Here is a 12,112-nt window from a genome sequence, read left to right as displayed (position 1 = left end):
GGTGCATGATGTGCAAGCACCCTTGCATACAAGTATTGCGATATGTAATAACAACGGTTGATGAAAAGCGCGGCTCTAACGCGTTTTAACCTTGTATAGCTTAGTATAAATTTTCTGCGTTACAGCTTCCTAATATGCTTTCTAAGGCACTTGATACTGTAAATAATTAGTATATTGAATCGGTTTAACTTTATATTTTGGTTGCAAAAAAGCCACCACGTCTATCATCTCTGTTACCGTCATAACGTCGTTAAATACGGTCATTTTTGACTGTCCATTATTATCAACGACTGGCACCAGCGCACGCGAGCGCGGCGCAAGCTCATGAGAGGGGTTTATTATTGAAGTCACAAGCTGAGCATAGGTTTTCACTTTGGCAGATGTGCCGCCAAGCGGGATCGGGTCAGCAAATACCTTGCCCAAGTCTGCATCGTTGTAACCTTCAAGAGTGTGACACGCTAAACACTGGTACTTGTTAAATACTAATTCTCCGTTTTGTTCATTCCCCTTAGGTAAGCTAAAGCCCTTAGGTGAATCAGCACCTTTGCCACAACCAGCTAATAACATCACCAGAGTGATTAAACCGATAAACAATGAATTCTTCATGTTAGTACCTTTTAAAATCAGCGATTAATGTTGCCCTTACGTATAAAAAGTAACCAAGAGCGTCCCGAAAAGGAAGAGCCTATCGAAGTCCTTATTGATGCTGATCAAGATTGCTGAACATTGTATTGGTGTAAGCGTTGTTGGCTTTATTTTGACTGGTGTTAGCTGCACTGTTACTGGCTGCACTGGCATTATCTGTTCTGTAAAGGGGGATTGTAACGAGGTCGCCGATATGTTTTGCCATCACTCATAGTTTGTTGACTTGCTTTGCTGGTTAATTGATCGCCGTCAACTCATCTGTTTTTCTATCGATTAATGTACAAAGGAATGAACCGGCAAGAGATTGAATCATTTTTAATCTCTTACATAGACTAATGACGAAAGTGAGAGATCAAAAATGAAAAATACAATACAAACAGCAGGGCATGCAGATAGCGCTGAATCTGCTGTCAATCCGCCTCATGTGCCTGGCGAGTTGTGCCATCATATTTTGGATGGTAAGAAGATTACCATTAGGCCTATCAACCTAAAAGATAAGGCATTAGAGGCAGATTTTGTTAAAAACCTATCTGCCCAGACTAAACATTACCGCTTCTTAGGCGGTATTAACGCATTATCTGAGTCTATGCTTAAAACCTTGTGTACCATCGATGGTGAAGATTCGATTGCATTTATCGCTACAGAACATGACCCTATTACTGGGACTGAAAAAGAAATTGGTGAGAGCCGTTATGCCTATACGGGCGATAAAAGCGCACATGAGATTGCAATAACCATCAGTGATGCTTGGCAACACAAAGGCTTGGGTAAACTATTAACCGAGCATTTAATTGACTATGCGAAAGTACATAATATCGGCTCTTTATACGCCATTGAACTAGCAGATAACCAGGATATGCGGGCGTTAGCACGCGAACTGAACATGAGCGAAAAGCGGGATCGAGATGATGCCCATCAAGTCATTTACTCATTGACCTTATAAAGCTCAATATTATCGCCTTTATGTCACCTTAATCGTTAACCTTGGTGTTATCGATTAAGATTGACTAACTGACTTATCAACCATTTCTCTATATGGTTAGGGGCTCGATCCCCACGTTTTACCACCCCAAATTCAAGTCTTGAATTAAAAAATAGATGATCACAAAGCTGCACCCTTAATTTATCGGCAAACCAGCTGGACTGAGAGATATACTCGGGCACGACTGCCCATCCTTGATTTTGTATGGCCAAGTCGCATATCAGGTAGTAGCTGTCGATGTACCAATGATTCGGGCTGAAAGTGTCTTCTCGTCCTTCGCCAGAGCGATTACACAGAGCTAACTGCCGATGAGACTGAAGCTGTGTGCGGCTGATTGTTGACACCGTTGACAGAGGATGAGACTGGCCAAATATAAGGATTTTTTTAAAAAAACCTAAAGACTCGAAATCCACTTCAGATGGCAGCGCTGTACTGCCTAGCATCAGGCCGATATCTGCTTTTTCCTTTGCTACGGCATTTGCTACGTCATCCCGAGAACCACTGGTAATAGTGAGATTGACATGCGGGAATTCCTGACCAAAGGCTGTGAACACGCTGGTCGTCGTCTCAATAGGAAGCGCTTCGTCCATGGCTATTCTTAACGATATAACGTCAAAATCATTCGCAAACAAAGCACGTGCTCTAAAGCGCTGACACTGCGCGAGCACATACTGAGCTTCAGGTAACATCTGTTTCCCTAGTTCAGTCAATTGCGGATAACGAGAAGAGCGGTCGAACAATTCAAATCCAAGGTCTATCTCAAGGTTAGCTATAGCACTGCTAATCCTTGATTGTGCTTTTTGCAGTTTACGCGCTGCGGCTGAAAATGAGCCCATTTCTGCTGCGGTAACAAATGCGTTTAACTGATCTAATGTCCAGTTCATGTGTGATCCAGTCCTTATATAGCGCTTAGGGCCGTTTAGTTGTGTAAGGGCCCTCAACTCGGCGCGTTGTATCCGATTTTCGGATAGTATCTAACTTTAATGTATTAACATTATGGTTACAATGTGGAAAATTTTTGATCAGAGGTAAAGATGTTGTCGCCAGAAATAAGCAAATTAGGTTCAGACGCGTCGTGCAGTGCTAATGCTGTGGGACGTACGTTCTGGCGATTTGCTGTCCCGTCGATAATTGCCATGTTAGTCAGTGGGATGTACCAAGTCATTGATGGTGTTTTTGTGGGGTATTTTGTTGGTGAGAGCGGCTTAGCAGGTATTAACCTTGCGCTGCCAATGTTGTCTGTTGTGATTGGCTTTGGCTTGTTAGTCGGCATGGGCGGCGGTAGTGTTTTGTCTAATTTTAGAGGAAAGAACAACGAAACAGCGGTCAACGAAACACTCGGTACGTCTATGTACCTCATGTTATTTGGCGGCCTAATTTTAGGTATCGTTTTGTCTGTTCTTGGGGGAACAATGTTACATCTTCAGGGCGGTGATAACCCACCAGGTGAAGAGTATCTGGCTTTGATGTCTTACGGGTGTGTTATCACAATCGGTGCTACAGCACTGCCAATACTCATCAGAAACGACAACAAACCGACGTTAGCCACGCTCTTTATTGTTTTTGGTGCTCTTATCAATATCGCGTTGGATTATACGTTAATCGGCCTGTACGGCCTCGGTCTTGAAGGGGCCGCAATGGCAACTTTAATTGCACAAGTGATCACGTGTATTTTGTGTGTTGGTTATTTTCTAAGGGCTAGCCGGAATATTTTTGTACGTTTAAGTGCGTTTAATGGGCGTATTGCGCTGCGTGTAATGCAGCTAGGCGCCTCTGGCTTAGTGATGTTTATTTATTTTGGTTTCACTTTGTCTATTCATAATACTCAGTTGGCTTCCTATGGCGGCCTGACTCATGTGGCTGCATTTTCTATAGTGGGTTATATCGCGAGTTTGTATTATTTCTTTGCTGAGGGGCTAGCGGGCGGCACACAGCCCCCAGTAAGCTTCTACAATGGCGCAAAGCAGTACCACAAGACGCTTCAAACACTCACCTTAGCCACTTCTGTGATTATCATCTCGGGTATTGCCATGGTTGTTGTGCTTAACCTTTTTCCGACCGTATTTGTAGGTCTGTTTACGCATGAGCAAGGCCTTATGGCAGTTGCCGCTAAAGGTCTGCGTTTACATTTATTCACCTTGTACTTAGATGGGCTGTTTTTCTTAGTTGCGATTTATTTTATTGCAGTCGAAAAAGCGGGGGCTGCGATGTTTGTATCACTGGGAAATATGTTAATTCAGTTACCGTTTCTATGGTTTTTACCGCGACAATTAGGCGTAGAGGGTGTGTGGCTTGCCGTGCCCTTATCAAATGTCGTGTTTGCATGTGCAGTGATACCGATATTCCTTCACAGCATATATAAGGTCAAGCTCAGCTCAGATTTGCAAACGGTGTAGTATGGTGTGACTGCCATCTCCGTACTTTTGAGCAGATGGCAGTACTAACGTGATAATTGGAGTTAGGGTTGAATAATCAGTACATCAGTTTTCAACAAGGTTAAAACGCTTTCGGCTGTGTTGCCTAACATCTTCGCTTTGAGGCCTTTACGGCCAACACTTCCCATAATGACCAACGCCGCTCCCACATCTGATGCAACACTGGGTACCACTTTATCGGCGTAACCTACCTTAATATGTATGTTCTCTTCTGGGATACCTTGGCTGCCAAACATAGACTGTATTTTGGGTATATATTTCTTTTTAGCGTCTTTTAAAGATTTACGCTTATCGATAATTCCTAAATCTTTGAGAACAGGTGACAAGGCGAGGCTAAAACATACGTGGATTGGCATATTGTTCGCGTTGGCTAGCTCTTTTCCCGCATCAATGACTTTTTGATTAAGTGCTTGCTTGGTTTTTTTAGTCGAAGCCATGTCAAGAGTGAGCATGATAGTTTGCTTTTTACGCCATTTCTTTTCAGCGACTAAAAGTAATGGCACATTACCGCTGCGTAATAGTTGCCAGTCAGTAGGTACATAAAACGCGTGTTCGCTACGATGTCCAGTTTTGATTATTAAATCATATTGGTGAGTTGAGCAATGTTTACTGACCCAAGCGGCAATGTCTTTACTCCACACCATTTCGTCAGTTGTTGATACTGGTAATGAAGATTCAGACACGGTTTCATCTAACCAAGCTTGGCTCGCTTGAACGATCTTTTGCTTAGCAGTATCGATGTCACTTTTAGACATGCTTTCATCCAGCACGGACAAGCGTTCGTAACAAAAACCGGCTACGTGAACTGATGCATTAAACTGCTTAGCCATCAATGCAGCATGGGCTAAGGCTTTTTGCGAAGAATCCTTACGATCGGCGATAACTAAAATACGCTTAACATTCACTGGGGAACTCCTTGGTTGTATAAGGCAACTTAAGATTGCTTTATTATCATACTATTTTAATTTTTATATCAAAATATTGTGCTAAAACAAGTTTTTATACGAAAGGGACAAATAAATTCCTTGTTTGAAAGTACACTCATTTCGGATGTAAATTCACGGATAAAACCTCGTAAGCTAAGAAAAAATATAGCGCCCCTATGTCCGAAATCACAAGGGATTTGATGGCATCGACATCAAAAACGCGCTTTACTCCAAATAACCATTAGGTAATAAAAACACCCCAAGTGAGGCAGAAAAAGAATACCACCTCACTAGCCTTATTATACTAAAGTATATAGTCTGTACGCCCTGAAAGTTTGGCACTTGCCAATGATGTAAAGCTCAGGGATAACTAAGGATTATTAATGGCGCAGGCGATTCCTCTTCTTCGTAGTCTATTTAAAAGTCGCAAGCCAGTGTTACTAATAACATCAGTGGCTATTTTGCTCCTACTGGCCAGCGCAGTAGCGGTATTCGAATTGCAATTAAGCCAGTCTGTTACAGATGAGTTAAAAAGCACTCTGTCGGCAACGGGCGAGCAAATCAGTGCTCAGGCTCAAGAGAGCATCAAAAATTATCGCCAAGATTTACGCTTTCTGCATGCGACTCCTCCAATCAGCGGGTTACCCAGAGCATTGGAACATAACGGTGTTGATCCGCTCGACAACACAACATCCGCTCAATGGCGACAACGCTTGGAAATGATCTTTTCTGCTTTTTTAACAAGTAACCCTGAGTACGATCAAATAAGGGTGATAAGCGCTGATAAGACTGCCATGGAGATAGTGAGGGTTGATAGAGTGGCTGGTAGTATTGAAGTCGTGTCACCGGAGCATTTACAAAGTAAACGGACCAGTGAATACGCCCAAAAGAGCTCGGTTTTGTCAGAGGGGGAAATTTACATGTCGCGGATTTCGCTTAACAGAGAGTTTGGCAAACTGGATTATCCATATCGACCTATGTTGCGATTATCACTGCCAATATTTGACGACAGTGGCAACCGCTTTGGATTCCTGATTGTTAACATCAATACCTTGTCGCTGTTTAACTCATTGAGCAACACGGTGAACTCACCAAACTTTCTTATGTTAACTGACAGTGATGGATATTTTCTTATCACTCCCGATGCAAAATATCAGTACAGTCGAGACCTTTCGCCAGAGTTTAACTGGAACTCTGTATTTAGCGTCAAAGAAAATATATCACAGCGCTTTTCACAAATTAGCTATCGCGGCAAAGAAGATGATGTTTTTTATGTATTAGATCAGAAAGTGACTCTCAATGGCGAGATTGATGGTGGCTTTGTTCGAGCCAAGTTGATTGCTCCGGAGCGTTTTGTTAACGCCATCGAAACGTCCAGAAGAACCACGGTTTATGCTTTTTTATTGAGTGTGACAGTTGTCATGCTGATTGTGCTCGCCTTTTTAATCGCAGTGCGAAGAAAAGCAAACAGCTAGCAGACGCTCGTGCGGAGTCAGCTGCAATAGTTAGCGCCTCAAAAGATGCGATTATCAGTGTTGATATGACGGGTAGGGTAAAGAGTTGGAACAAAGCAGCACAGGGGTTGTTTAACTTAACCCCCATAGATGTTATTGGCAAAACGTTGATGGAACTCCAGGTATTTGTTGATGTTAAGTTAGCCGATATTTTTAAACAGCTTACCCACACCCACAGTCAGTTAAGTGCTGAGACTCAGATAGAGAGCAAAGAAGGTTCGACAATGTTTTTAGCGCTTTCATTCTCTCCTATTGCGAATAATGAAGACCTAATCATAGGCGTTGCTATTATTGCTCGAGATGTAACCCAAGAGCGCATTGCAGATGAAAAAATAAAACAGGCTAACGCTAGACTCGAGGAAAAAGTAGCCCTGCGCACAGTGGAATTACAAAAAGCCAGTCGAGTAAAAAGCGCGTTTATTTCTAACATTAGCCATGAAATGCGAACGCCCCTTAACGGGATCATAGGTACATTAAACTTGGTGAAACGTGAACACTTATCCGAAAACCAACAGCGGTATATTGAGATGACGGAAGTGAGTGTCAATACGTTATCGACTCTGGTAAATGATGTTCTGGACCTATCAAAAATTGAAGCGGGTAAGTTAGATTTAGATATTAAGCCTTTCAATCCCGTCAATTTGATTGAAAGCCTGTGTGGTAGTATGGCGGTTAAAGCCCAAGAAAAAGGCTTAGAATTTATCGTTGATGTGTCGGGTCTTAATTGCCAATCTATGGTTAGCGACCCTCATCGTTTTTCACAAATTCTGACTAATTTAGTCAATAATGCGATTAAATTTACTGAAACTGGTTACATCAAAGTATCCGCTTATACTGAACTTGTTGCGGACAAGGTACATTTGCATTGCGCTATCACCGATTCCGGGGAAGGAATAGCCAAAGAAAACCAAGACAAACTTTTTAGCGCGTTTTCTCAAGCTGACAGTAGCGTTGCCTCCAAGCATGGCGGTACGGGTTTAGGGTTGTCTATTTGCCGGCAGTTAGTCACGTTACTAAAAGGTGAGGTGAATTTTACGTCACAGAAAAATAAGGGAAGCGTTTTTTATTTTTCTATCGGTGCAGATGTCGATTTGTGTCAATTGTCGCCGCCGTCCACTTGCTTAGCTAATACCAGCACTGCGGTTTTCATCGAGCATAAGGAATTATATCAAAGTACTTGCAAGATGATTGAGGCCTTAGGCGGAACGATAACGCCAGCTAAGAGTTTCGATAACATGTTTGCTGCTGAGATGCCTAGCACTTGGTCAGAAAAGTTAGTAGATTATATTGTGATTGATCAGCAACATCCTGACTTAATTGCATTGGATGAGAAGTGGCAAAAATGCGTCACCATGGATGATGAATGCGCTAAAGTGGTTTTAATTAAACGTGATGGCGAACCCACCGCGTGGTTAAAACATATCGAGCCAATCGTGCTGACTAAGCCGATTTTGCGCACTGAGTTTCTGCAAAAAGTGACACGGTTTAATACCTATGTTTCCTCTACTGATACTGCGAATGTAAACTGCCCCCCAGAGATTAACGGCCTGATTGAAGACCCACACCCTGAATTTGATAAAATTAAAGGTGCTAGAGTGTTGATAGTGGATGACAACGAAATAAATGTTGAAGTGGCCAAAGGCGTGTTGTCCAGACTACCTGTCACCTTACTTCAAGCGACGAACGGCAAAGAAGCATTACAGCAAATGATATTGGCCGAGCGCAGGAATGAAATCATTCATTGCGTACTAATGGACTGCCAAATGCCCACTATGAATGGATATGAGGCCAGTCAGCGTATTCGTAAAGGCGAAGTAGGGGAGTTGTATAAAAATATTCCTATTATTGCCATGACAGCTAATGCAATGCTAGGCGAGCGAAATAAGTGTTTAAGTGCAGGCATGAATGACTATCTAACAAAACCCGTCAACGAAGACATTATGCAAGAAAAAGTCACTAAGTGGACTTTGTCGGTTTATCAAGCGCCTCAACCTTAATTTTTTAGACAGTTTATATTTGCCAGTAGCGCGTTTTAATTTCGAGGCGCGCAGTACAAAGTATATAAGGTACTAATGATCGCTTTTACTTCATCACTGGCCAAAGAGTAATAGATAGTTTGCGCGTCACGCCTGGTCACCACTAACTTTTCGCGTCTCAGCGCCGCTAAGTGCTGAGATAAACTAGATTGGGGGATCGCCACTTGTTGATTTAACGAGGAAACTGACATTTCACCGTTATTCAATAAGCACAACAACATTAATCTATGCTGATTAGCCATTGCCTTTAAGAGCGCTGCGGCTTTATCTGCGTTGTCGCGCATATCATCAAGTGTCATATGGGTTATCCTAATTTTTTACTCATTTTGGAGGCGCTAATCATACCAATTACCATCGACAGTATGAAAGCATATATACCTAAATCGCCACTGGTTATATTAGTCAGCGCGGGCCCGGGGCAAATTCCGGATATTCCCCAGCCGATACCAAAGAGCAATGCACCAAAGATCAGCGGTTTATCGATGTCAGTTTTCGTTGGCAGATGAAGTGAGCCACCAAATACCGTTTTATTTTTGGGTTTAACGAACGCCCAATACAATGGCATGTACACAGATATTCCACCCATCATCACAAAGGCGAGGGTAGGCTCCCATGCACCAAATACATCCAGAAAGGCAATGACACGAGCGGGGTCAACCATAGTTGAAATAGTTAAACCGGCACCAAATAAAAGCCCAGACAACAAAGCAACTAGATTATAAACTGACGCTGAAACCCGTGATATAACCGCATTATTACGTTCATTAGTCACTTGCATTATGCACCTCCAAACATGTGTTTAATCAACGCGACCGTGATAATGGCAGAAACCATAAACACACATGTTGCGGTTATCGAGCGACCAGAGAAACGACTAATACCGCATATACCGTGGCCGCTGGTGCAGCCTGAACCTAAGTTAGTACCAAAACCCACTAATAAACCGCCAATTACCATCAATGATATATTGACTATATTATTGTTACTCGCACTAAAGGCATTGGGAAAGGTATCGGGCAATGAAAAGCCAAACACACGGGTGATCAATGGTGCAATTACTAACCCAAGAATGAAGAACCAACGCCACTTACGGTTCTCGCTATTACTATCTTTACTGCCGTTACCCTGACTAAAGATAGCGCCGAAAGTGATACCGGAAATACCAGCAATTCTGCCGTTAAACAGCATCAGTGCAAAAGCACCTAAGCCGATTAAACCGCCGCCTAAAAAGGCCTGTAGAAACAAATTAGTGTTCATATTTAGTCAAACCAGGTTATAAATATCGTTATTCGTAAATATACGATATTAAGTGGTGGATTTAAAGTATTAGTTGCTGCACAGGTGTATTGTTGCAAACGTATAAAGACGATAATCGAGTAAAACGTCGTGGATTGCTACGATGTCTCATATCAGTATGTTTATTGATTAAAGTGATATCTGCTGAGGGTTTGAATCACAAGTTGATCGCTATGAGTCTAGATTAAGGTACATTTTAGAGATGTGATTTCTATGAACCAATGCTTTTTGAGAATAGATATTTTCTGGTGTTAGCAACGATAACAACTTATTAGGGATTTAACTCGAATCTCACAGGTCTGCTAGGAAATTCCTACAAGGCGGCAAAAAGCAGAGGCAAACGATTATTTTGAATGATGCTCGGAATTCTTTTAGATATTACGCAAGCGTATGAGTTATTAATGGTGCTTTGTCTAAAGAACACGTTAATTAATAAGCATAGAGCCAAAAATAGCACCAAAACTAAGTACGAGTTAAAACGCGATATAATGCGATAGTTGGTAAAAGCAGGTATATGCCAACAACTGCACACAACGGACTCGGATTGCTAAAATGCTGTGACATGGCTAAAACCGAATTGAGTCTGCAGTGAGCCCAAGTTTGGCCAGACGCATAATATAGTACTAATATCTCAACATCCAAATATTCGTATAATGTATATTATGTTAAATTGACTACATTAGACATTAAATAAGCCACTTACCAACAACGAGCGTCAAACGTGCCCTTCGAAAATAGGACTTTAACCTAGATACAAAGTTGTTCGGTTTACTGCCTAGCATACTCATGGCATTAAGACTTAACCACTAAAGAGACCAATGTATTTCGCTTAATCGCGCACTCGCACTATTGCCATAAGTTAGAGTCTCAGGGTGATCTAAGATGTCGCTGAGTATCGTATAAGAGCGCTATGAAAAATGCATCATCACAACGTGCACGTTATTAGAGGCAATATGAACTTGGATAAACACAACTTAATGACACCAGAGGTCTCACGCATTATCGAAATGGCTTGGGAAGATCGAACACCCTTTGAAGCCATTCATCGGGAGTATGGCTTCAGCGAGTCGCAAACTATTAACTTGATGCGCGCCAACTTACATCTAAGGGCATTTAAAAATTGGCGAGCTCGTGTCGCTGGACGTAAAACCAAACACCAGAAAATACGCAATCCGTCGGTGAGCCGCGGTTATTGTACCTCCCAATACAAAGTCCGTTCAGGCAAATAAGACGGGCGTTACTGAGTGCTGTTTTGAGTTAAATTTTGCAATTCAGCCTGTAAGCTCGCCGCAGATACTTCGCCAAAGTGGCTGGATACCATCTCGCCATTTTCATCGTAAAACAGTGTCATGGGTAAACCATGGGCACCCATCATTGTGGCGATATCTCCTTTGGAGTCGAGCAATACATAATTAAAGTGTAAATCGATTTCTGCTAAAAACTCAGTGACCACATCTGCGGGCTCTCTTTGATTTAACATAATAAACTTAACATTCGGGAAGCTTTGCTCAGCGCTATAGAGTACGGGCATTTCACGTCTACAAGGCCCACACCAAGAAGCCCAAAGGTTAATCACCGTTATGTTTTGATTTGAGACGTGTTGCAGATTGACTGAAGCACCCTGTGGCGTATCAAAGGCTAAATTAGGAAGTGCTGACTGCTCGTTGCCAGCGTTGATGATCCCCTGGATACTAGTAAATAACAGGACCGTTGTCGCTGCACCCGTTATAAGTATTTTTCGTTGCTGCGGATGTCGATGTATTTGTAACAAGAGAATGAGAAAACCTGCAATGAAACTGGAGAACGTATCAATACCGCGGTCTCGTATATCTAATACTTGCCATAGCGAGTCGTAACTATCGAAAAACTTAACGACAAATACGATTCTGCCTACCACTAAACTGTAAATGACAATGCTAACCAGTGAATCTCCTACGGAAATGCTCTGTTTTCTGCCTAAAATACCCACCACCAACAGCCCTATCATAAGGCTAAACATTAGAATAATAGGTGATACAGGAAGTGCGAAAGAACCGAATGTGATTGATGTCAAAAGTGGGCCTTTACTGGTTTTGATAATAATACATTGAAAGAAATTCGTTAAAACACTGGTATAGCGTCAATAGGCGTTCTAGATTAACTGGCTGCCGTAGATTACAGCTGATTATTCGTCAATTATATCACCATTCACGTCTTTATCTCTATGTGAGCGAAAAACCCACTTGATGAGCTTTGAGACGTCAATGAATTATTAGAATGGGTATTACACCCATATAAT

At 42.1% G+C, this 12,112-nt stretch carries 13 protein-coding genes; 5 read left to right on the top strand and 8 right to left on the bottom strand.

Annotated elements, in window-relative coordinates:
* Positions 1–141: 141 nt before the first annotated feature.
* Both GMES_RS16520 and GMES_RS22505 read right to left on the bottom strand, forming a co-directional pair.
* Positions 142–606 carry a c-type cytochrome gene (locus tag GMES_RS16520; protein WP_006993894.1) on the bottom strand — a complete coding sequence of 155 codons (465 nt, stop codon included), beginning with the start codon at positions 604–606 and terminating at the stop codon, positions 142–144.
* Positions 607–697: 91 nt separating this feature from the next.
* Positions 698–850 carry a hypothetical protein gene (locus tag GMES_RS22505; RefSeq protein WP_006993893.1) on the bottom strand — a complete coding sequence of 51 codons (153 nt, stop codon included), beginning with the start codon at positions 848–850 and terminating at the stop codon, positions 698–700.
* A gap of 153 nt (positions 851–1,003) precedes the next feature.
* Here GMES_RS22505 and GMES_RS16515 point away from each other — a divergent pair, with 153 nt between their 5' ends.
* Entirely contained in the window at positions 1,004–1,588 is a 585-nt protein-coding gene (locus GMES_RS16515; protein ID WP_006993892.1) for a GNAT family N-acetyltransferase, read from the top strand.
* A 47-nt stretch (positions 1,589–1,635) separates the two neighbouring features.
* Here the strand turns inward: GMES_RS16515 and GMES_RS16510 are convergent, their stop codons facing one another.
* Complete coding sequence (locus GMES_RS16510) at positions 1,636–2,511, bottom strand: LysR family transcriptional regulator (protein ID WP_006993891.1); 876 nt, start codon at positions 2,509–2,511, stop codon at positions 1,636–1,638.
* A gap of 150 nt (positions 2,512–2,661) precedes the next feature.
* On the opposite strand from GMES_RS16510, the gene GMES_RS16505 reads away from it, so the two are divergent.
* Positions 2,662–4,023, top strand: coding sequence for an MATE family efflux transporter (locus GMES_RS16505; protein ID WP_006993890.1), 1,362 nt, complete (start codon positions 2,662–2,664; stop codon positions 4,021–4,023).
* 62 nt (positions 4,024–4,085) lie between these two features.
* Here the strand turns inward: GMES_RS16505 and GMES_RS16500 are convergent, their stop codons facing one another.
* Positions 4,086–4,967, bottom strand: a complete 882-nt coding sequence (locus GMES_RS16500; RefSeq protein ID WP_006993889.1) for a universal stress protein — start codon at positions 4,965–4,967, stop codon at positions 4,086–4,088.
* Between the two features lie 404 nt (positions 4,968–5,371).
* Here GMES_RS16500 and GMES_RS22850 point away from each other — a divergent pair, with 404 nt between their 5' ends.
* Complete coding sequence (locus tag GMES_RS22850) at positions 5,372–6,463, top strand: cache domain-containing protein (RefSeq protein WP_226990321.1); 1,092 nt, start codon at positions 5,372–5,374, stop codon at positions 6,461–6,463.
* Between the two features lie 65 nt (positions 6,464–6,528).
* Positions 6,529–8,499 (top strand): ATP-binding protein, encoded by a 1,971-nt coding sequence (locus GMES_RS16495; protein ID WP_264368950.1) that lies wholly within the window; start codon positions 6,529–6,531, stop codon positions 8,497–8,499.
* Positions 8,500–8,534: 35 nt separating this feature from the next.
* Here GMES_RS16495 and GMES_RS16490 read toward each other — a convergent pair whose 3' ends face one another.
* Genes GMES_RS16490 through GMES_RS16480 form a run of 3 tightly spaced genes read right to left on the bottom strand, consistent with a single transcriptional unit; the run spans position 8,535 to position 9,795 of the window.
* Positions 8,535–8,837 carry an ArsR/SmtB family transcription factor gene (locus tag GMES_RS16490; protein WP_006993888.1) on the bottom strand — a complete coding sequence of 101 codons (303 nt, stop codon included), beginning with the start codon at positions 8,835–8,837 and terminating at the stop codon, positions 8,535–8,537.
* Between the two features lie 5 nt (positions 8,838–8,842).
* A complete protein-coding gene (locus tag GMES_RS16485; protein WP_006993887.1) occupies positions 8,843–9,316 on the bottom strand; it encodes a YeeE/YedE family protein in 474 nt (157 codons plus the stop codon).
* A complete protein-coding gene (locus GMES_RS16480) occupies positions 9,316–9,795 on the bottom strand; it encodes a YeeE/YedE family protein (protein ID WP_006993886.1) in 480 nt (159 codons plus the stop codon). The genes GMES_RS16485 and GMES_RS16480 overlap by 1 nt, the downstream gene beginning before the upstream one ends.
* 992 nt (positions 9,796–10,787) lie before the next feature.
* On the opposite strand from GMES_RS16480, the gene GMES_RS16475 reads away from it, so the two are divergent.
* Entirely contained in the window at positions 10,788–11,063 is a 276-nt protein-coding gene (locus tag GMES_RS16475) for a TIGR03643 family protein (RefSeq protein WP_006993885.1), read from the top strand.
* A gap of 8 nt (positions 11,064–11,071) precedes the next feature.
* On the opposite strand, the gene GMES_RS16470 is transcribed toward GMES_RS16475, so the two are convergent.
* Entirely contained in the window at positions 11,072–11,887 is an 816-nt protein-coding gene (locus tag GMES_RS16470; RefSeq protein ID WP_039987684.1) for a TlpA family protein disulfide reductase, read from the bottom strand.
* Positions 11,888–12,112 lie beyond the last annotated feature (225 nt).

Origin of the sequence: Paraglaciecola mesophila KMM 241 (genome assembly GCF_000315015.1) — a bacterium.
GTDB lineage: Bacteria > Pseudomonadota > Gammaproteobacteria > Enterobacterales > Alteromonadaceae > Paraglaciecola > Paraglaciecola mesophila.
Note: the sequence above shows the minus strand (reverse complement) of the source record. Positions and strands in the feature narration are given on the sequence as shown.